The organism is Williamsia sp. M5A3_1d, assembly GCF_053345315.1.
In genome coordinates this window covers 577,813-598,439 of record NZ_JBKEZX010000003.1, presented here as the reverse complement: position 1 = coordinate 598,439, position 20,627 = coordinate 577,813, and the positions used below count along the sequence as shown (strand labels likewise).

The following is a 20,627-nucleotide window of genomic DNA, read 5'->3' as shown; positions in this document are numbered from 1 at the left end:
AGCTGCGAGACGGCGGAGTCAGTCGACCGTGAGGCGCGCGGCGGCCGCGGCGATACGCTCGTCGGTGGCGGTGAGCGCGAGGCGGACGTGCTCCGTCCCCGAGGGGCCGTAGAACTCGCCCGGTGCGGCGAGGATGCCTCGCCGGGCCAACCAGGCGACGGTGTCGCGGCAGGGTTCGTCGCGGGTGGCCCACAGGTACAGCCCGGCCTCGGAGTGATCGATGCGGAAACCGGCGTGGCGCACGGCGGTCGACAACACCACACGGCGGTCGAGGTAGCGCTCGCGTTGTACGGCGACGTGGTCGTCGTCGGTGAGAGCGGCCAGCATCGCGGTCTGCACCGGGTACGGCACGATCAGTCCGGCGTGCTTACGCACCGCGAGCAGCTCGGCGATCAGCGCGGGGTCACCGGCGAAGAACCCGGCCCGGTAACCGGCCAGGTTGGAGATCTTCGACAGCGAATGCACCGCGAGCAGGCCGGTGGTGTCCCCCTCGGAGACCCGCGGGTCGAGGATCGACACCGGCTCGGCGTCCCACGCCAGGCCCAGATAGCACTCGTCGGAGATGACGACCGCACCCCGCTCGCGCGCCCACGCGACGACCTTGCGCAGGTGATCGACGCCGAGGACCGCGCCCGTGGGATTCGACGGCGAGTTGATGAACACCGCACCGGGGTTAGCGGGGCCGAGCGCGAACAGCGAGTCCGTCCGTACCGGTCGGGCTCCGGCGAGCAGGACACCGACCTCATAGGTCGGGTAGGCGACCTCGGGTATCACGATGTCGTCGCCGGGGCCGAACCCGAGCAGCGACACGACCGAGGCGATGGCCTCCTTGGTCCCGATGACGGGCAGGATCGACGCCGCGTCGACCCCGGCGATGCCGTACCGACGGATCAGGGCCGCCGCGGCGGCCTCGCGCAGGGCAGTGGTGCCGGAGGTGGTCGGATACCCGGGGAACCCGGCGCCGTCGTCGAGGCCGCGGCGGATGACGCCCGCGATCTCGTCGACCGGTGTCCCCACCGACAGATCGACGATGCCGTCTGCGTGCGACGCCGCCGTGGCCTTGGCCTCGGCGAGGGTGTCCCACGGGAAGTCGGGCAGCGTCGACGCCACCGACCGCCGCGCGGTCTTGTCGATCACTCTTCGGTGTTCATGGGTGGCAGACCCTTGATGAACGACGGATCGTTCGAGGTCTTGCCGACCTTGCTGGCGCCGCCCGGCGACCCCAGATCGTCGAAGAAATCGACGTTGGCCTTGACGTAGGGCTCCCACTCGTCGGGCACGTCGTCCTCGTAGAAGATGGCCTCCACCGGGCAGACCGGTTCGCAGGCACCGCAGTCGACGCACTCGTCGGGCTGGATGTAGAGCATCCGGTCACCCTCGTAGATGCAATCCACCGGGCACTCCTCGACGCAGGCCCGATCCAGCAGGTCCACACACGGCTCGGCGATGATGTACGTCAACTCGGTCACTCCTTCACTCACGTGGTGCTCTACGCGCTCGCGTCGCGGCACCCGCCGCACGACACCCGGACCCCAGTATCCCGTCTGAGCGGCCCACGGTCACATCCGGGGCGACGCGACACGGCGGGCCTTCGAATCAGCGGGCCTGTAACCCTCGCCCGGTCGGCAATTCGGAGGGATGGTGCACGGGTGCTTCATCACCCCACCTCCCGACGCTGTCGCGGCTGAGAACCCCTCGGCCCCCGACCTGCGACCCACGGAGAACCCCCGATGACCACGACCATCTCCCCCTTCACCGCCTCCCCTCTGGCCGTGCCTGCGCGTTCGCGTAGGCCGATCCACACGCGGGCGCTGCCGACCCGGTTGTGCCCGGCCGACCTGCTGCGGCTGACCGACCAGACCGCTGCCGACATCCTCGACGGCAAACACGACACCGCACTCCCGGACCACTGGGACGACGTCGCGCGCTGGTCGACGCGACTGCACTCCGACGACGACGTCGACATCTGGCTGATCAGCTGGACCGAGGGCGCCTCCACCGAACTGCACGATCACGCGGGGTCGCTCGGCGCGCTGACCGTGCTCTCGGGGTCGTTGACCGAGTCCCGCTGGACCGGGCGCGGTCTGCGCGACCGGGTGCTCGACGCCGGCGATCAGGCCTCGTTCCCGCTGGGCTGGGTGCATGATGTGATGCGCACACCCGGCACCGCGCCGTCGGCGGACCCGACCTTGAGCGTGCACGCCTACTCGCCGCCGCTCACCGCGATGAGCTACTACGAGGTCACCTCGGAGCAGTCGCTGCGCCGCGTGCGCACCGAACTGACCGACGTGCCCGAGAAATGACGGACCGGGCCCGATGACACGACACAGGACAGGCTTCACCAGGTGACGACGATCGACGACGTGCTCGCCGCGGCCCGCGCCCGCCTCGACCGTCTCCCGGCCGAGAAGGTGGCCGACGAACTCGCCGCCGGCGCGATCCTCGTCGACATCCGACCCGCCGCCCAACGCGCGGCCGAGGGCGAGTCGCCCGACGCGATCCTCATCGAGCGCAACGTGCTCGAGTGGCGCTGCGACCCGGCGAGCGACGCCCGGATCGATGCAGCGGTCGACCACGACGTGCGCTGGATCATCCTGTGCCAGCAGGGCTACACCTCGAGCCTTGCCGCGGCCGCTCTGCAGGAGCTCGGTCTGCACCGCGCCACCGACGTCATCGGCGGTCACGAAGCACTCGCCGCCCTGCGATGACGGCCACCGCGCCGCAATCGCTCACGCAGGCCGCGACGCTGTCCTCGGACGAACTCCTCGCGCTCTACCGCGATCTGGCGGCACCCACGACCGACGAGATCGCGGGCGAGCACCCGAGCGCGTTCCCCCACGACACCGACGCCGCCGCGCGGGACTTCTTCGCGCGGCGAGATCGTGGACACTGGCTCGGCAAGGCCTACAGCGCCCCGTGCCACGACACCGTCGACGGCATCGGCGAGGGATACAACCTGTGGCGGCGCGGCGGCGCCGTGGTGCGCTCCGAGCGCTTCGCGTGGCAGATCGAACCATCGGCGATCGACGGCCGCGACGCCCTGGTGATGCGCTACCGCGCATTCGGATCCGTCTCGGGCGCACTCGATCTCGTCGACGAGGTGCGCACCCTCGTTCCGGGTTCGCTGTTCGTCGGGGTCTATCACACGCGGATCGCGCTCCGCGGTTTCACCGGTGCGCAGCGCGGCCACCGCAGCGGCCCCGCGGTGTCCCTCCTCGGAGCGGCCGGCGAACCCTGGCGTGGCGTCGACGACCCGTCCGCGGAGACCGGGCACCGGCCGGTCGCCCATATCGCGTTGGCAGCACTCACCTCGCCGCCACGCACCCGCCCGTGGGTGGCACGGGTGGCGCGGCGACTCGTCTGAATCCTTCGTACCGTCAGCGACGGCCGCTGAAGAACGCGATGGCCGCGTTCTGCAGACGCGGACCGCCTGCGTTGATGAGGCCGATCAGTGCCCCTGCGCCGGCGCCGATGAGGATGCCAGGGTGACGAACGGGCGTCAGACACGCGAGATGTCACGCAGTCCGTGGGATCGGGCAGCGTCTCTACGGACCACATCTGCTCCCGACGGAGCCAGACCGCTCAGACGCGCACGGGGGCGCGCAGGCTGGCGACCGCGGCCTCGGTGGCGCGGCGCAACGCCGACTGTTCACCCACGTAATCGGCAACCGCGCCGACGACGGGCAGCGCGCTCAGCAGTCGCCACGGCTGTCTCGGTGACGGGCGGTGCGACAGGACGTCGGTGATCGATCGCAGCAACCCGACCACCGATCCGACTGACTTCACCAGACCGATCGGGCTCAGGTCCCGATGCGGATCCCTCGCGACACGCACCGCCTTCTCGACACGCGCCACCCCGCGCGCATCGGTACCGGTCGGCTTCTCCGACAACACGACCCGCGAGTCGATGATCCGGTCGCAGAGCACCGCGATGAGTTGATCGGTCTGGTCGAAGCGGTCGTGCACACCGTGGACCCGCTGGACCGCGCAGATGATGAACGCCTGATGGGCGAAGCCGAGCAGATCCTGGACGGGCAGCCGGTCCGCCAAGACCCCGAACACCCCGGGATAGGCGACCAGCGCGGTGCTCAGTCGTCCGACACGGCCCACCCACCACTCGGTGCGCTGTTCGACGCCCCACTTCTCCCACGTGCGCGTCCCCGGGGCACCCGAGGTGTCGGTGAACCACTGGAGTGCTCGCGTCGCCGTCCCGAGCAGGGAGTCGTCGCCCGGTCGCGGATCGAACGTCATCTGCTTGATGCCGAAGGCATCGAAATGCTCCACCGCGTCGAGCACCGGGTTGATCACGCCGGTGGCGGTGTAGAGCACCCGCGCGATGTCGTGGTCGGAGATCGACGGCTGCGATGTGGGGGCCAAGGGGGTCTCCTCGTCTCAGGCCGCGGACTCGCGGCGTGCGTGCGTGGTCGTCCGTTCGCGGGCGGGGCGCCCGATGCCGGTGGCGATCGTCCGGAGTTCGGCGACGGTCTTCTCCGATCCGTGCTGCGAACCGGCCATCCGCGAGATCGTCTCCTCCATCAGCGTGCCGCCGAGGTCGTTCGCGCCGCCCTGCAGCATCACCTGGGTGCCCGCGGTGCCGAGCTTCACCCAGCTGGTCTGGATGTTGTGGATCCGACCGTGCAGCATCACCCGCGCGAGCGCGTGCACCGCCCGGTTGTCGCGGTGTGTGGGTCCGGGACGCGATGCGCCCGCCAGGTACAGCGGCGAACTCTGGTGCACGAACGGCAACGGCACGAACTCGGTGAATCCGCCTGTACGGTCCTGGATCCCGCGCAGGATGTTGAGGTGTCCCACCCAGTGCCTCGGGGCGTCGACGTGGCCGTACATCATCGTCGAACTCGAACGCAGGCCCACCTCGTGCGCGGTGGTCACCACCTCGATCCACTCCGCGGTGGGCAGCTTGCCCTTGGTGAGCACCCAGCGGACCTCGTCGTCGAGGATCTCCGCGGCGGTGCCGGGGATGGTGTCGAGACCGGCCTCGCGCAGCGCGGTCAACCACTCCCGGATGCTCTGGCCGCCCCGCGAGGCACCGTTGACGATCTCCATCGGCGAGAAGGCGTGGACGTGCATGGAGGGGACGCGGGCCTTCACCGCGCGGACCAGGTCGGCGTAGCCGGTGACGGGTAGTTCGGGGTCGATGCCACCCTGCATGCAGACCTCGGTGGCGCCCGCGACGTGGGCTTCCCACGCACGGTCGGCGACCTCCTCTGCGGCGAGGGTGTAGGCATCGGCGTCGCCCTTGCGCTGGGCGAAGGCACAGAACCGGCATCCGGTGTAGCAGATGTTGGTGAAGTTGATGTTGCGGTTCACGACGTAGGTGACGTCGTCCCCGTTGACCTCCTTCCGCAGCGAATCTGCGAGCGCCACAAGCGCTTCGAGACCATCACCGTCGGCGGTCGCGAGCGCGAGATAGTCGGCGTCGCTGCATGCGGCCGGGTCGCGTTCGGCGTTGCGCAGCGCACTCAGCACGTCGGCGTCGAGGCGGGCGGGCGCGGACGCGGCATCGGCCGACAGGGCCAACACCTGCTCGCGCACGGTGTCCCAGTCGCCGAAGGCGCTGCCCAGATCGCTGCGGGTCTCGGTGTTGCGGCCGTCGGTGTCGATCGCGGTGTGCAGGTCGACCCGTCCGCTCGACTGCCAGTCCTCGTCGGGTTCCTGCCACGGCCGGCCCACCGGCATCACGTCGGCGGCGAGACCGGTCACCGGGTCGGCCAGGGCGTGCACGTGTCCGGTGATCCGCGGATCGATCCACGGCTGCCCGGCGAGCACGTACTGCGGTTGCGCCGCAACACGTTCGGTGAGCGTGTACCCGGCGGCCGCGGTGATCTCGGCGAGGGTGTCGAGATTCGGCCAGGGCCGTTCGGGGTTGACGTGGTCGGGGGTCAGCGGTGACACGCCGCCCCAGTCGTCGACCCCCGCACCGATCAAGGCGGCGCACTCGGCGGCGGAGACGAGGTTCGGCGGGGCCTGGATGCGCATCGACGGGCCGAGCAGCACCCGGGCGACGGCGACCGCGGCGACGAACTCGTCGATGTCGGCGTCGGGTACCGACCGCATGGCGGTGTCGGACTTGGCCCGGAAGTTCTGGACGATCACCTCCTGGATGTGACCGAAGGCCTTGTGCGTCGACCGGATCTCGAGGATCGACTCGGCTCGTTCGAGGCGCGTCTCGCCGATACCGACGAGGATGCCGGTGGTGAACGGCACCGACAGGCGCCCGGCGTCGACGAGCACCCGCTTGCGGATCTCGGGGTCCTTGTCGGGGCTGCCGTGGTGGCATTCGCCCTTGTCGGTGAACAGGCGACGCGAGGTGGTCTCGAGCATCATGCCCATCGACGGCGCGACCGGCTTGAGTCGCGAGATCTCCTGCCAACTCATCACCCCGGGGTTGAGGTGGGGCAGCAGACCGGTCTCCTCGAGGACGCGGATCGAGGCGGCGCGAACGTAGTCCAGTGTCGAGTCGTAGCCACGTTCGTCGAGCCACTGCGCGGCTTCCGGCCACCGGTCCTCGGGACGATCACCGAGGGTGAACAACGCCTCCTTGCAACCGAGTTCGGCGCCACGGCGGGCGATGTCGAGGACCTCGTCCATCTCCAGGAAGGGGCCGTGTCCGTCGCGTGCGAGCTTGCCCGGCACCGTGACGAAGGTGCAGTAGTGGCAGCGGTCGCGACACAGGCGCGTCAGCGGGATGAACACCTTGCGCGAGTAGGTGACCTGCCGTTCTCGTCCGGCGGCCACCAGGCCGGCGTCACGTACACGGGCCGCCGAGGCACACAGGTCGGCGAGATCGTCGCCGCGCGCGGCGAGGAGCACCGCGGCCTCGTCGGCGTTCACCGTCGCGCCGTCGCGCACCCGACGCAGGGCACGGCGCATGGCCGAGGCGGTCGGGGACGGTTCGTCGGGCGTCACCGCGGTCGCGGTCGGGGCGCCCGGGCCGGGAAAGGTCGGGGCGGGCAGAGCGGTGGACTCATGATGTTCGGAAGTCACCTGACGATCATGCGCCATTCGCCGTCGATGGAGGCGATCGAGGCCATCATCACCCTCGCCCCGCGGGCAGTCGACCACTCCACGACAACACCACGGGAACCCCGACACCCACCCCCACCAGCAACAACGTGCGCCAGTCACCGAACAGCAACGCGTCTCCGCCGGGGCCACCGAGCAGGCCGATCGCCACGGCCAGCAGCCACCCCGCCAGCGGTAAGAATCGCAGCGATCCACCCCCGAGACCGGCGGCGAGCCAGATCAGCAGCCCGTTGATCGCGCCGCCGACCACCGCGGTGACCGGCATCGGGACCGAACCGACGTAGGAGTTGACGAACGCGAGCGACAGCAGACCGACGACGAACCCGTCGACCGCGAGTACGCCGAGCAGCAGTCGATCCCGGGTGTCCACGATGCTCACGACTCCCGCGTCGACGGCCCGAACAGCTCGTCCTCACGTCCGCCGGGCTCGGTCGGTTCGAGCCGGCCGTCCACCAGGATGAGGTGCTCCTCGGAGAAGATCGGCTGCAGGATGTTGTTCGACAGGGCGTATTCGGTGCGCGACGGCGACACCGTGACCTGGGTGGCGTGTGCGGCCAGCGCCTCGACCTTGCGGTCGAGGACGGTGCTCACGTCGATCGCGGTGGTGATCTCGTCGTCGCGGTAGCGGGGCAGCTCGCCGTGCAACGGCATCCGCCAGCCGTCGGGGACGCGGGCGGCGGCAGCGGCCAGACCCTCCGACAGGGCCGAGGCCTCGGTGACCGACCAGTAGTGCTTGGCGACCGACCATCCGCGGTCGCGGGCCTGGTCGATGGCCGCGCCGCAGATCCGGTGCACCGTGAGGTGGTCGGGGTGGCCGTAGGTCCCGGCGGGGTCGTAGCCGACGACGACCTGGGGCCGCCGCGCCAGGATGACGTCGGCGAGCGCCGAGACCGGTTCGGCGATCGGGGCACCCACGAACGCCCGGGGGTGCGACGCCGACGGCGCGCCGGCCATGCCGGAGTCGCGCCACCGACCGGCGCCGCCGAGGAACAGCGGTGGGAGCGGCTCGGCACCGCGCGGACTCAGTGCAGCCAGCGCCCGGGTGAGTTCGGCGATGCGGTACCCACCGAGTTGGTCGGCACCGCCGTCGGCGGCGAGCATCGCCCACTGTTCGCCGATCACCTCGCCCTCCTCGCCGAGCGTGCAGGTCACCACGGTGACCTCGGCTCCCTCGTCGAGGTGTCGGGCGATGATGCCCCCGGTCATGATCGACTCGTCGTCGGGGTGGGCGTGCACCACCAGCAGTCGCTGCCCGGCGCGCGGTCCGGTGCGGTTCGAGGTGCTCATCGGTCGGCGAGCCGCCAGCCACCGGTGGCACCGAAGATGCCGGTCCCGACCGGACCCTGCAGGGGGACGTCGCGCACGCCCGGGCCGATCGCGGTGAGCATCGAGTCCTGGTAGACGGGCAGGTAGATGTGCTGTTCGGCGATCACCTGCGCGGCGGTGCGCAGATCGGCGGTCGGATCGACCGATCCGATGGCGCGGGCGGCGAGACCGACCAACGTCGGGTCACACAGCCCCGACACGTTGCTGGGGAAACGCACCTGGTCATTGTCGTCGGATCCGTTCCCCTGATCCGGCGTCGTGGTCCCGGTGGTGGTCGGCACCGACGACGGCGTCGCGGCGGACGAGGTCGAGGACCCGGTCGATGCCGTACCCGACGCGGGTGCGGTGTCGGTCTGATCGCATTCCACCTGCGACGCCAATCGCGTCGCGGGCGCCACCGACGCGGAGCGCCAGCCGACGACGAGGTCCACCTCACCGCCGGTGAGGGCGGGGCCGTAGAGCTCGGTGGACGTCAGCGCCCGTACCTCGGTGGCGACGCCCGCCGCCCGGAGCTGGTCGGCGACGCTGTCGGCCGCCGCACGGGTGCGCACGTCACCGGCGACGACACCGACGCGGACGGCCAGTGTCGAACCGCCGCGCTGCAGCGGCACCACACCGGACGGCAGGGTCGGTCCGGAGCCGGCGTCGGTCGAGGGGGTCGTGATGGTGGTCGGGGGCGTGGAGGTGGCCGAACCCGCCGAGGAGTCGGGAGTGGCACCCGTCGAGGACCCGCCGTCGGTGGGGGTCGACGACACCGCCGACGGCACCGGGACGTACCCCGCCGACGACAGCAGCGAGGAGATCGCCTCGGGAGACGGGCGCGCGGCGTCGACCGGAACGTAGCCGGGATCGGTGGGGACCAACACCCCACCGGCGAACGGGGTCACGGTGGACTCCCCCGCGCTGGCGTCGGTGAGCACCTGCGGATCGATGATCCCGAGCACGGCCTGACGTACCGCCGGCACCGACATCGCCTGGGTGCGCGTGTTCACCGTGACGCCCAGTGAGCGGCCGACCGGGGTGCGTCCGGTGGTGACCCCGGGGATGGCGGCCAGGGTGCCCGCGACCGCGGACCCACCGGCGAGGGCGACGACGCGGGTGTCGGTGGACCGGATCGACTCGGCGAGCTGACTCGCGGTCCCCACGCGGTGCAACACGATCTGGTCGACCACGGCCGGTGTCCGCCAGAAGCGGTCGTTGCGTTGCAGACGGACCTCGTCGCGACTGGTGTCGATCACGGTGATGGAGTACCTCCCGGCCGAGACCGGCAGGCCCACGTCCATCCCCGACTGGAAACCGTTGGGCACCCCGCGCAGCACGTGCGACGGCAGCATCGCCGAGAACAGTTCGCGCCAGGCCGGGTACGGCGTGCGGAAACGCACCACCGCCTCCTTACCGCCGGCGCGGGAGGCGACGTCCTCGATGAGTCGGTACCCGGCGGGGGCGATGGTGCCCGGCTGGCGCGACATCTGCTGCCAGAGGTAGGAGAAGTCGTCGGCGGTGACGGGGAGGCCGTCGGACCACTGCGCGTCCTGCGCGATGCGGTAGGTGACGGTGAACGGCGACTGCGAGGTCACCTCGGCCCCGTTGAGTACGGCGGTGTCGAGCGCCCACGACACCCCGCCGGGTCCGGCGGTGGGGGTGAAGGCACTGGGCAGGGTCATCGCCGCCACCGCGGAGGTGACCGGGCTCTGATCGGCCGACAGGTGCGGGTTGAGACCCACCCCGATGCTGTCGGTCGCGACCGAGATCGTCTGCCCTTGCGGCACGTCGGTGGCCGGAGGCGGGGTCTCGGACTGCTGGACCGGCGGTGGCGGGTCGGCGGTGCACGCCGCGGTCATGAGCACCGCGACGGTGCCGAGCACCATCGCAGCGCTCCGGGCGCGTCTGCGCATCGCTGCGACGTCCACCCCCACCGGCCTCGAGATCAGCTGACGCTCTGGTTGCGTGCCTTCGCCCGCGAGCGCTCACGCCCACGGGTGGTGGCGTCGAGGTCGACCTTGCGCACGCGGACGACCTCGGGGGTCACCTCGACGCACTCGTCGTCGGTGCAGAACTCCATCGCGGCCTCGAGCTCGAGCTTGATCGGCTTGGCGAGGGTCTCCATCACGTCGGCCGAGGACTGACGCATGTTGGTCAGCTTCTTCTCCTTGGTGACGTTGATGTCGAGGTCCTCCTGGCGCGGGTTGATGCCCACGACCATGCCCTCGTAGGTGTCGGCACCCGGCTCGACGAAGAACGTGCCGCGGTCGGCGAGCTGGATCATCGCGAACGGGGTGACCGAACCGGCGCGGTCGGATACCAGCGACCCGGTGTGGCGGGCGCGGATCTCGCCGGCCCACGGCGCGTAGCTGTCGAAGACCGCGTTGGCGATACCGGTGCCGCGGGTCTCGGTGAGGAAGTCGGTGCGGAAGCCGATGAGTCCGCGCGAGGGCACCACGAACTCCATACGGACCCAGCCGCTGCCGTGGTTGGTCATGTCGCCCATACGTCCCTTACGGGCCGCGAGCAGCTGGGTGACGGCCCCGAGGTACTCCTCGGGGACGTCGATGGTCAGGTGCTCGAACGGCTCGTGCAGCTTGCCGTCGATCTGACGCGTGACCACCTGGGGCTTGCCGACGGTGAGCTCGAAGCCCTCGCGGCGCATCTGCTCGACGAGGATGGCCAGTGCGAGCTCGCCACGACCCTGGACCTCCCACGCATCGGGGCGACCGATGTCGAGGACGCGGAGCGAGACGTTGCCGATGAGCTCCTGATCGAGGCGGTCCTTGACCATGCGCGAGGTGAGCTTGTGGCCCTTGACGCGGCCCACGAGCGGCGAGGTGTTGGTGCCGATGGTGACCGAGATGGCCGGCTCGTCGACGGTGATGCGGGGCAGCGCGACCGGGTGGTCGACGTCGGCGAGGGTGTCGCCGATCATGATCTCCGGCATACCCGCGACGGCGACGATGTCGCCGGCCACGGCGACCTCGGCCGGGGTGCGCGCGACACCCACGGTCACGAGGAGCTCGGTGATCTTGGCGCGTTCGGTGACGGGCTGCCCGTCGACCTCGCGGAGCCACGCCACGGTCTGGCCCTTCCTGATGCTGCCCGCGTAGAGGCGGACCAGCGCGAGGCGCCCGAGGAACGGCGACGCGTCGAGGTTGGTCACGTGGGCTTGCAGCGGCGCGTCGAGATCACCCTTGGGGGCGGGCACATACGACAGCAGGATGTCGAAGAGGGGGTCGAGGTTCTCGCCCTCGGGCACCTGGCCGTTCTCCGGCTCCACCGTGCTCGCGATACCCGCGCGCCCCGAGGCGTAGAGCACCGGCAGGTCGAGTGCGAGCTCGGCGGCCGCGGCGGCCTCGTCGTCGACGTCGGAGGCGAGATCGAGCAGCAGGTCGTGGCTCTCGGAGACGACCTCGGCGATGCGGGCGTCGGGGCGGTCGGTCTTGTTGACCAGCAGGATCACCGGGAGCGACGCGGCGAGCGCCTTGCGCAGCACGAAGCGGGTCTGCGGCAGGGGGCCCTCGGAGGCGTCGACGAGGAGCACGACACCGTCGACCATCGACAGGCCGCGCTCGACCTCACCGCCGAAGTCGGCGTGGCCGGGGGTGTCGATGACGTTGATGACGACCTCGGTGCCGTCGGGCTGGCGACGATGCACCGCGGTGTTCTTCGCGAGGATCGTGATGCCCTTCTCACGCTCGAGGTCGCCGGAGTCCATCACACGGTCGACCATCTCCTCGCGCTCGGTGAACACGCCGGATTGGCGAAGCATCGCGTCGACCAGGGTGGTCTTGCCGTGGTCGACGTGGGCCACGATCGCGACGTTGCGGAAATTCGGAACAGCAGTCACTGAGGTTTCTTTCGGGTGATGGACTCGAGGGTCACGGCATGTAGGGGTCACGACACGGCAAAGAAGGCCGGACAGACGCGCGACCGAGTAACAGGGTATCGGTATCGCGGATGAGATGACGCTCACGCCCGTGGTGGCAAGGTAAGGCTCTGCTAATCTTGCGCACGTGTCGAAGAAGATCACGCCGACGACGCTGCACACGGCGAAGTCCAAGAAGAAGTGCTGCCGCAAGTCGATTCGGTGTTCGAGCTGCCCCGTCGTGCTGCACCGTCTGCGCAAAATCGACGCCGACGAGTTCTCGAACAAGCAGTTCGCCAAGGCGTTGAAGAAGGCCCGCGCCGCCTGACGCGCCCCGGCGAAGTCCCCCGGACGACCCGTTCGCATGGGTAACATCGGCCGGACGTTTCCGGGAGGGCTTCATCGTGCGTTCACGTTCATTTCTCGCTGTCGTCAGCACCGCCTGCCTGACCGCCTCGGTCGCGGCGGTCGTCGGTGTCGCTGCGCCGGCCTCGGCCGCCCCGTGTGGCAACAAGGGCATCTTCGGCTCCAGCCTGGCGTTCGGGAGCAGTTTCGGCGGTCTCCTGGGCAGCCGCAGCGACCAGAAGCCGTTGCCACGCATCAGCACCGGCACCAGCCGGACCGTCGGGTGGGTCACCGGCGCGTTGTCGAACGATCGCACCGACACCCGCTTCGGGATCTCCGGGACCGATCTCGGCATCTCGTGGGACAACGGATCGGGTCAGACCCTGATGGCCTTCGGCGACACCTACGGCGACTGCAACACCCCGGGTCAGCAGTGGCGCCACAACACGATCCTGCGAACCGCCGACACCGACCCCGACGACGGACTCACCGTCGGCGTCGGCGTCCCGGGCGACGTCCGTTCGGGCGCATCGGTGTCGACGGCCGCGCCGCGCACGGCGTCGGAGGCGGTCGGCTCCCCCGGAGTTCCCGGGGTGGCGATCACCTCCATCCCCACCGCGGGCATCGCCATCAACGGCATCCAGTTCATGAACTACATGTCGGTGCGATCGTGGGGTGCGGCCGGGCGCTGGGTCACCAACTACTCGGCGATCGCGGTGTCGCGGGACAAAGGGCAGACCTGGACCACGGCACCGAACACCGTGCGACCCAACCTCCCCGCACCGTCACCGGGGGTGCGCGCCGTCGACGACAGCAACGGCAAGTTCCAGCAGAGCGCCTACCTCGACGGCCGCGACGGGTTCATCTATCAGTACGGGACGCCCAACGGCCGCTTCGGCGCGGCCTTCCTCGCACGGTTCCGGCCCGCGGACATCCTCGACCTCGGTAGATACGAGTACTTCACCGGCGATCGCGCGACCCCGTGGTCGCCGGACAAGACGAAGTCGAAGGCGGTCGTGCGCGAACCGGTCGGTGAACTGTCGGTCGCGTGGAACGCGCGGATCGGGCGTTTCGTGATGCTCACCGGCAACGACGCCCGCGGATCGATCACGCTGCGCACCTCGCGCACACCGCAGGGTCCGTGGAGCGGTCCGACGACACTGCTCACCTCGCGGCAGCTCAGCGGGGTCTACGCCCCCTACATCTACGCGGGCACCTCGCCGGACAGCCCGTATCTCTACTTCACGGCGTCACGGTGGCAGGACTACAACGTGATGATGATGCGGACCGACCTCTCGCTCATCCCCGTGCCCTGACCGCGATCTGCGGTGCCGCCCATAACGATCCGGTGACCGTTCGGCCGCAAACCGATCCTCGACACCGCCACTCGTACGCCGGTCAGGGATAGTCGGCGGGTAATCCCACTGGTCTCACCAGTCACACGCGCACCACCGCCGGTGTCGTCGCGCGGCCGGGACCCGCCCACGAGGAGCGTCATGCCACTGCTGCGTCGCAGTACCGTCCTGTTGGCCACCGTCTGTACCGCCGCGGCCACACTGGCCGGCGTCGGACTGGCCGGGACCGCAGCCGCGGCACCCTGCGGCAACAACGGACTGCTCGGCTCGAGCCCGCTGGGCAACGCCATCGGCAGCGCGTTCGGCAGCAGCGGCGGCCCCCTGCTCGGCAAGAGCAGCTCGCAGGGACCGCTGCCCACGGTGAACGGCGGCAACACCCGACCGGTGGCGTGGGTGACCGGCGCCAAGTCCCCCAACAACACCGAGGCCCGCTTCGGCATCTCCGGTACCGACCTCGGCATCGCGTGGGACAACGGCACGGGACAGACCCTGATGGCCTTCGGCGACACCTTCGGCAACTGCAATGCCCCGGGTCAGCAGTGGCGTCACAACATGATCCTGCGCACCACCGACACCAATCCGGCCGACGGCGTGACCATCGGCAACGGCGTCCCGGGCGACGTGCGGTCCGGTGCCGTCGTCTCCTCGGCGACACCGACTTTCGCGTCCGAATCGATCCCCGCCCTCGAGATCGCCGGGGTCGAGGTGACCACGATCCCCACCGCCGCGATCGCCATCGACAACAAGCAGTACATGAACTACATGTCGGTGCGACAGTGGGGCGGGCCGGGTCGGTGGGTCACCAACTCATCGGCCATCGCGGTCTCGAGTGACAACGGCCAGACGTGGGCCACGCAGCCGCAGACGGTGCGCCTGAACCTCCCGGTCACCGTGCCGGGGGTCGAGCAGGTCGACGACAGCAACGGCAAATACCAGCAGAACGCGTACCTGCGTGGACACGACGACCCGTACATCTATCAGTACGGGACACCCAACGGGCGCTTCGGCGCCGCGTTCCTCTGCCGGTTCCTGCCCGGCGACATCCTCGATCTGGCCAAGTACCAGTACTACACTGGCGACACCGACCCCGCGAAGACATGGTCGGCCGACACGACGAAGTCGAAAGCCGTTGTCACCGAACCGGTCAGCGAGCTGTCGGTGGCGTGGAACATCCGCCTCAAGCGCTACGTGATGCTGTACGGCAACGAGATCACGGGCAACCTCGTGATGCGTACCGCGACCACACCGCAGGGACCGTTCAGCGCCCCGACGACCCTGCTCACCAGCGGGCAGCTCGGCGGGGTGTACGCGCCGTACATCTATCCCTCGAACGGCGGCGACGACCGGTACCTGTACTTCACCGCCTCGCGGTGGCTCGACTACAACGTCATGATGATGCGGACCGATCTGACGCAGATCCCCGTCACCTGAGCGCCGGCAGCCGTTCGGCGACAATCACTCTCGTCGCCGGGTGGAAGTGCTAGCAGGGGTTGGGTTCGTCGTTCTTGACCACCGAGAGCACCGCGTCGCCCTCGCCGATGCGTGAGCCCGCCGCCGGCGACTGCGCGACGACGATCCAGTTGCGGTCGAAGATCTGCGCCCGCCCCGCGCCGGTCGCGTCGCGGCTGCGCGAATAGAACACGCCGCTGCGCTGGATCAGATCCTGCGCCGCCTGCAGGTTCATGCACACCACCTGCGGCATGATGCCCTCACCGGACGCCGCGGTCGTCGACCGCGGCGTGGCGGCCGACGTCGACGGGGCGGTCGAACTCGACGGGGCGGTCGAGGTGGTGCTCGGGGCGACGGTGACCGTCACCGGAGGCGCGGCGACCGGGTCGTCGGAACCGCCCGTCCCCACCACCACGGCGATCACGATGACGAGCAGGATCACCGCTGCGCCCAGGATGATCCAGGCACCGGTGTTCGGTGACCTGCGCGGCGGTGTCGCGAACGGATCGGTGGCGTCGCCGGGATCGAACCCACGCGTCGGGGGCAGGGACATGGTCGGTGTTCCTCACTGAATGTTCTGGGGGCACTGGGTGTTCACGGGGAGTCCGGGTTCGCGAGCAGCGCGAGAAGGTCAGGCAGCCACGCGGTGTCGGCGGGGACCACCGCCCCGGCCGCGGCGAGGGTGCATAGTTCGTCGGCGTCGACCCACCGGACGGCGAGATGTTCGGTGACCGTGGGCGTCCCGGCTCGCAGCGCACAGCGCCGCGCCACCAGTTCGACACCGGGAGCCACCTCGACGTGAACGCCCACCGACTCACCGACGACGACCTCGATGCCGAGTTCCTCGACCAGCTCACGGGCCAGCGCCTCCTGCGGCGACTCCCCCGGTTCCACCTTGCCGCCGGGCAGTTCCCACAGCCCGGCGAGCTCCGGTGGACGGGAACGTTGCGCGACGAGCAGCCGCGGTCCGTCGATCACGGCACCGGCCACCACGGTGCGGTTCATCCGATCACCGCGATCCGGTCGGGATCGATGGCGACACGGATCCTCTCGCCCACCGTCACCGCGAGCGTCGATACCGCCGACACGGTGGACCCGTCGTCGAGGGCGACCGACAGCAGGTGTTCCTCGGGCAGCGCCGCCACACCGCGGACGGTCGCGGGCACCCCGCTGTCGGGTCCGCACACCACCACCGATCGGGGCCGCAGCCCCACCACGACCTCCCCGACCCCACCGTCGGGTCCGTCGTCTGTATCTCCGTCGTCGAGCAGTCGGTCGGCGATGATGGCGGTTCCCACCACGGTCTCCACGCGCGCCGAACCGGTGTCGGCGTCGCGCAGGAGTCGTCCGTCGACCACGGTGGTGCACCCCACGAAGCGTGCCACCCATTCGTCGACGGGCCGACGCCAGATCGTCTCCGGCGCACCGGATTGCACGATCCGCCCCTCCGCCATGACCGAGATCCGGTCGGCGACGACGGCTGCCTCCTGGTGATCGTGGGTCACGAGGATCGCCGGCGTCCGGGCGGTGCGCAGGATCTCGGCGATCTCGACGGCGAGTCGCTCGCGCAGTCGGCGGTCGAGTGACGACAGCGGTTCGTCGAGCAGCAGCAGCCGCGGCCGCGGTGCCAGCGCGCGTGCGAGCGCGACGCGTTGGGCCTGCCCGCCGGACAACTCGGTCACCGCGCGGTCGGCGAGACCATCGAGCCCGACGAGATCGAGCAGTTCGGCGACCCGCTCGGCGGTCGCCGCGCGGGACCACCGTCGGGCCCGCAGTCCGTAGGCGATGTTCTGTCCCACCGTGCGTCCCGGCAGCAACTGGCCGTCCTGGAAGACGACCCCGAAGTCGCGCCGGTGGGTCGGTACCGCAGCGAGATCGACACCGTCGAATCGCACACTTCCGTCCGCGATCGGTTCGATCCCCGCGATCGCGCGGATGAGCGTGGACTTCCCGCACCCCGACGGACCGAGCAGTGCGGTCACCGGCGCAACGGGGGTGCCGACGTCGAGGTCGATGCCGTCGATCACCGCCTCACCGTCGTAGGTGACACGCAGGGAACGCACCTCCAGCGTCACAGGTCACCGCCGGACGCCGTCCGGAACGACTCCATCACCACCACGGCGATCGCGGTGGCGGCGATCATGAGCACCGAGCACGCCATCGCGGTGGCGAGGTTGTCGGCGCCTGGTCGGTTGAGCGCCGAGCCGATCAGAACCGGCAGCGTGGTGGTGCCCGGTCGGGCGAGGAACCCCGTGGCCCCGAACTCGCCGACGGCGATGATGAAGGCGAACGCCCCCGATGCCACGAGCGGCCGCCAGATGAGCGGCAGGTCGACCGTTCGCCACACCCGCCACGGACCGGCCCCGAGGGTCGCCGCGGCGTGGCGTAGTCGCGGCGGGATCGCCGCCAGTGCAGGGGCGATCACACGGATCACCACCGGCACCGCGATGAGCGCCTGCACGGCGGGAATGAGCCCCGGCCACGCGGCGACGTCGGCGGGAAGCGACGCGAGCACGATGAGATAACCGAAGCCGACGGTCACCGCGCTCACGCCGAGCGGCACCAGCGCGAGCACCGACCCCACCGTGGCGGCGGCACCGCGGGCGCGCTGCAGTGCGATGGCGGCGAGCAGGCCGACGACGACCGACAACAGCATCGCCCACAGCGCACTGACCAGGCTGTACTGCAATGTCTGCAACGGGGTCTGTCCGTTGACCGCACGGCTCAGCGACCGGTAGCCCGACAGCGTCCACTCCCCGCCCGCGGTGGGTCGCAGCGATCGGATCACGACCACCGACAGCGGTCCGACCAGGACGACCACCGCCCACACGCCGACGAGGACGGCCATGGCCTGCGACACGCGGCCGCGGATCCGCGCCGAGGCCTCCCGCGCGGCGACCGCCACGGTTCGCGGGGTCACGAATCCGGCGATCGCGACGACGATGACCACCACCACGATCTGCAACAGCGACAGCGTCACCGCGGCGGGGAGGTCGAAATAGCCGATGGCCTGGGTGTAGACGGCGGTCTCGATGGTCTGCCACCGGCCGTTGCCGAGGATGAGGACCACGCCGAAGCTGGTGGAGCAGAACAGGAACACCAACGCCGATGCGGACAGGATCGGGACGATCAGGCGCGGCAGCACCACGGTCCGGAACGCGCGCCACGGTGTGGCTCCGAGGGTGCGGGCGGCCTGCTCGGCCCGGGGGTCCTGCGTCCGCCATGCCGACCCGACCACGCGCACCACCACGGCGATGTTGAGGAAGGCGTGGGCGGCGAGGATGGAGGCGACGCTGCCGTCGAGGCCGAATCCGGCCAAAGGTCCGCCGGGGGAGACGATGGCGCGAAATGCCATGCCCACCACCACCGTCGGGAGCACGAACGGGATGGTCACGCCGACCATGAGCAGGGTCGAGACGCGGGCACTGCAGGTGGCGACGAGCCAGATGATCGGCGCCGCGACCACCAGGGTCACCAGCGTCGACCCCGCGGCCTGGGCGAGGGTGAAGCCGAGCAGACCCCACGCGTCGGTGCGTCGGGCCAGGGCGAGCAACCCCTCGCCGTCGGACACCCCGACCGCGCGGACGATCAACGCGCCGACCGGCCACACGAAGAAGACACCGATGAAGGCCAGCGGGATGACGGTGAGGATCGCGACGACACGGCGGTGGCCGGTGTCGAGCGTGCCGCCACCGCAGCGTCGGACCGGCCGCAGCCGTTCGGCGGCGGTCACCGCACTCGCGGTGGCCGTGACGTCAGCGCCCCAGGATCGTGCGCCACTGCTTCTGCCAGTCCTCGCGGTTGCGCGCTATCGAGGCCGCCGACAGATCCACCGTCGAGGTGGGCAACGGGGCGTACTTCTGCCACGTCTGCGGCAGCGTCACGCCGTCGCGCACCGGGTAGACGTACATCGAGTCCGGCAGGGCCTGCTGCACCTGCTGACTCAACATGAAGTCGACCAGCTTCTTCGCCCCGTCGGTGTTGGCCGCACCCTTCAGGACTCCCACGTACTCGACCTGTCGGAAGCAGCCGTCGAGCAGTGCCTTCGTCGCCGGATTCGCCGCGGGCGACGAGGCGTACGACACGACGATGGGCTTGGGGCCCTTGCCCTCACCGCCGGAGAACTGCTGGTTGTAGCCGGTCTCCCAACCCGACACCACGGTGACGTCGTTGGCGCGCATGGCGCGCCAGTAGTCCTGCCAGTTCGACGGGTCGGCCGCGATCGTGGCGAGGAGGAATCCCATGCCCGGCGACGAGGTCGCGGGGTCCATCACCACGGTGTCACCGCGGTAGCGGGCGTCGGTGAGCTGATCGATCGAGGTGGGGGCGGGGATGTTGCGCTGCGCGAACCAGGCCGTGTCGACGTTGACGCACACGTCGCCGCGATCGACCGGCGTCAACTCGTCCTTGCCGCCGGACAGCGCGTACTGCGCGGCGCCTCCGACGAGTGCCGGTGACCGGTAGGGCTCCAGCGCGCCGGCGTCGATGGCACGCGAGGCGAAGGTGTTGTCGATGCCATAGACCGCGTCGGCCTTGGGGCGTCCGGGGGTCAGCGACACCTCCGAGGTCAGCTGTCCCGCGTCGCCCGACTGCGACACCTTCAGCTCGAGGCCGGTCTGCTTGCGGAAGTCCGCGATCACCGAGTCGGGCAGCACGAACGAATCGTGGGTCAACAGGGTGACCGACGCCGTCGAGTCGGAGTTCCCACAGGCCGTCGCCATCGACGCGGTCACCACCGCACCCAGCATCACGAGCATTGCCCTACGACCCCACCGCTGCACCCCGGCCCACCTCTCTCATCGCCCCGGCACGGACACGGCGTCCGAACGCGAAGTTTCTTCTCTCCGCGATCTAACCAGCCCTCCGCAGGCGGGGCGGGGTGCACCATGGGTGCATGGCATCCGCAGCGCGACCTCGACCGCTCGACGCCGCAGAGATCGACGCGGCGCGACCCACCCTGCCGAAGTGGGAGTGGGGCGACGGGGTGATCCGACGATCGGTCGAGGCATCGTCGTTCCCCGAGGCGGTCGAATTCGTGCGTCGGGTGGCCGAGGTCGCCGAGCGACGCGACCATCATCCCGACATCGACATCCGGTGGCGGACGGTGACGCTGTCCCTGAGCACGCACTCCGCAGGTGGGCTGACCGTCCTCGACCTCGAATCGGCGCGAGAATACGACTCCCTCGCGGCGGATGTGAGTATCTGAACTGACGGTGTCGATCCTGTGTGCAGCGCGTAACGATCGCATCACC

General features: G+C 70.1%; 20 protein-coding genes. 7 read left to right on the top strand and 13 right to left on the bottom strand.

Annotated features, from left to right (window positions below; all coding sequences use genetic code 11):
- Nucleotides 1–18: 18 nt before the first annotated feature.
- Nucleotides 19–1,137 carry a succinyldiaminopimelate transaminase gene (gene dapC, locus ACLBW1_RS15020; protein ID WP_447812614.1) on the bottom strand — a complete coding sequence of 373 codons (1,119 nt, stop codon included), beginning with the start codon at nt 1,135–1,137 and terminating at the stop codon, nt 19–21.
- Nucleotides 1,134–1,460, bottom strand: coding sequence for a ferredoxin (gene fdxA / locus ACLBW1_RS15015; protein WP_045823463.1), 327 nt, complete (start codon nt 1,458–1,460; stop codon nt 1,134–1,136). Before fdxA ends, dapC begins: the two co-directional genes overlap by 4 nt.
- Nucleotides 1,461–1,730: 270 nt before the next feature.
- On the opposite strand from fdxA, the gene ACLBW1_RS15010 reads away from it, so the two are divergent.
- From ACLBW1_RS15010 to ACLBW1_RS15000, 3 genes are read left to right on the top strand one after another with little or no spacing between them, the layout of a single operon-like run.
- Nucleotides 1,731–2,303, top strand: a complete 573-nt coding sequence (locus tag ACLBW1_RS15010) for a cysteine dioxygenase (RefSeq protein ID WP_447812613.1) — start codon at nt 1,731–1,733, stop codon at nt 2,301–2,303.
- A gap of 42 nt (nt 2,304–2,345) precedes the next feature.
- On the top strand, nt 2,346–2,708 hold the full coding sequence (locus ACLBW1_RS15005) for a rhodanese-like domain-containing protein (protein ID WP_447812612.1): 363 nt from the start codon (nt 2,346–2,348) through the stop codon (nt 2,706–2,708).
- Entirely contained in the window at nt 2,705–3,364 is a 660-nt protein-coding gene (locus ACLBW1_RS15000; protein ID WP_447812611.1) for a hypothetical protein, read from the top strand. The genes ACLBW1_RS15005 and ACLBW1_RS15000 overlap by 4 nt, the downstream gene beginning before the upstream one ends.
- A gap of 218 nt (nt 3,365–3,582) precedes the next feature.
- On the opposite strand, the gene ACLBW1_RS14995 is transcribed toward ACLBW1_RS15000, so the two are convergent.
- The 6 genes from ACLBW1_RS14995 to typA are packed head-to-tail and all read right to left on the bottom strand — an operon-like array spanning nt 3,583 to nt 12,208.
- Complete coding sequence (locus ACLBW1_RS14995; RefSeq protein ID WP_447812610.1) at nt 3,583–4,377, bottom strand: hypothetical protein; 795 nt, start codon at nt 4,375–4,377, stop codon at nt 3,583–3,585.
- Nucleotides 4,378–4,392: 15 nt separating this feature from the next.
- A complete protein-coding gene (locus tag ACLBW1_RS14990) occupies nt 4,393–7,023 on the bottom strand; it encodes a bifunctional FO biosynthesis protein CofGH (RefSeq protein WP_447812609.1) in 2,631 nt (876 codons plus the stop codon).
- A 31-nt stretch (nt 7,024–7,054) separates the two neighbouring features.
- Nucleotides 7,055–7,423 carry a facilitated glucose transporter gene (locus ACLBW1_RS14985; RefSeq protein ID WP_447812608.1) on the bottom strand — a complete coding sequence of 123 codons (369 nt, stop codon included), beginning with the start codon at nt 7,421–7,423 and terminating at the stop codon, nt 7,055–7,057.
- On the bottom strand, nt 7,420–8,331 hold the full coding sequence (gene mshB / locus ACLBW1_RS14980; RefSeq protein WP_447812607.1) for an N-acetyl-1-D-myo-inositol-2-amino-2-deoxy-alpha-D-glucopyranoside deacetylase: 912 nt from the start codon (nt 8,329–8,331) through the stop codon (nt 7,420–7,422). The genes ACLBW1_RS14985 and mshB overlap by 4 nt, the downstream gene beginning before the upstream one ends.
- A complete protein-coding gene (locus ACLBW1_RS14975) occupies nt 8,328–10,265 on the bottom strand; it encodes an ABC transporter family substrate-binding protein (RefSeq protein ID WP_447812606.1) in 1,938 nt (645 codons plus the stop codon). Before ACLBW1_RS14975 ends, mshB begins: the two co-directional genes overlap by 4 nt.
- A 32-nt stretch (nt 10,266–10,297) precedes the next feature.
- Nucleotides 10,298–12,208: a translational GTPase TypA gene (gene typA, locus ACLBW1_RS14970; protein WP_447812605.1), complete on the bottom strand. Its 1,911-nt coding sequence runs from the start codon at nt 12,206–12,208 to the stop codon at nt 10,298–10,300.
- A gap of 166 nt (nt 12,209–12,374) precedes the next feature.
- On the opposite strand from typA, the gene ACLBW1_RS14965 reads away from it, so the two are divergent.
- The 3 genes from ACLBW1_RS14965 to ACLBW1_RS14955 all read left to right on the top strand — a co-directional run bounded on the left by ACLBW1_RS14965 (nt 12,375) and on the right by ACLBW1_RS14955 (nt 15,357).
- Nucleotides 12,375–12,554 (top strand): hypothetical protein, encoded by a 180-nt coding sequence (locus tag ACLBW1_RS14965; protein WP_447812604.1) that lies wholly within the window; start codon nt 12,375–12,377, stop codon nt 12,552–12,554.
- 76 nt (nt 12,555–12,630) lie between these two features.
- Nucleotides 12,631–13,887 carry a DUF4185 domain-containing protein gene (locus tag ACLBW1_RS14960; protein ID WP_447812603.1) on the top strand — a complete coding sequence of 419 codons (1,257 nt, stop codon included), beginning with the start codon at nt 12,631–12,633 and terminating at the stop codon, nt 13,885–13,887.
- Nucleotides 13,888–14,067: 180 nt separating this feature from the next.
- Nucleotides 14,068–15,357, top strand: a complete 1,290-nt coding sequence (locus tag ACLBW1_RS14955) for a DUF4185 domain-containing protein (protein ID WP_447812602.1) — start codon at nt 14,068–14,070, stop codon at nt 15,355–15,357.
- A 49-nt stretch (nt 15,358–15,406) separates the two neighbouring features.
- Here the strand turns inward: ACLBW1_RS14955 and ACLBW1_RS14950 are convergent, their stop codons facing one another.
- From ACLBW1_RS14950 to ACLBW1_RS14930, 5 genes are all read right to left on the bottom strand, one after another.
- A complete protein-coding gene (locus tag ACLBW1_RS14950) occupies nt 15,407–15,928 on the bottom strand; it encodes a PASTA domain-containing protein (protein ID WP_447812601.1) in 522 nt (173 codons plus the stop codon).
- A gap of 41 nt (nt 15,929–15,969) precedes the next feature.
- Nucleotides 15,970–16,380, bottom strand: coding sequence for a (deoxy)nucleoside triphosphate pyrophosphohydrolase (locus tag ACLBW1_RS14945; protein ID WP_447812600.1), 411 nt, complete (start codon nt 16,378–16,380; stop codon nt 15,970–15,972).
- On the bottom strand, nt 16,377–17,450 hold the full coding sequence (locus ACLBW1_RS14940; RefSeq protein WP_447812599.1) for an ABC transporter ATP-binding protein: 1,074 nt from the start codon (nt 17,448–17,450) through the stop codon (nt 16,377–16,379). The genes ACLBW1_RS14945 and ACLBW1_RS14940 overlap by 4 nt, the downstream gene beginning before the upstream one ends.
- On the bottom strand, nt 17,447–19,027 hold the full coding sequence (locus tag ACLBW1_RS14935) for an ABC transporter permease (protein WP_447812976.1): 1,581 nt from the start codon (nt 19,025–19,027) through the stop codon (nt 17,447–17,449). The genes ACLBW1_RS14940 and ACLBW1_RS14935 overlap by 4 nt, the downstream gene beginning before the upstream one ends.
- 103 nt (nt 19,028–19,130) lie before the next feature.
- A complete protein-coding gene (locus tag ACLBW1_RS14930; RefSeq protein ID WP_447812598.1) occupies nt 19,131–20,132 on the bottom strand; it encodes a thiamine ABC transporter substrate-binding protein in 1,002 nt (333 codons plus the stop codon).
- A 137-nt stretch (nt 20,133–20,269) separates the two neighbouring features.
- Between ACLBW1_RS14930 and ACLBW1_RS14925 the strand changes: the two genes are divergently transcribed.
- A complete protein-coding gene (locus ACLBW1_RS14925; protein ID WP_447812597.1) occupies nt 20,270–20,581 on the top strand; it encodes a 4a-hydroxytetrahydrobiopterin dehydratase in 312 nt (103 codons plus the stop codon).
- The last annotated feature ends 46 nt before the right edge of the window (nt 20,582–20,627 follow it).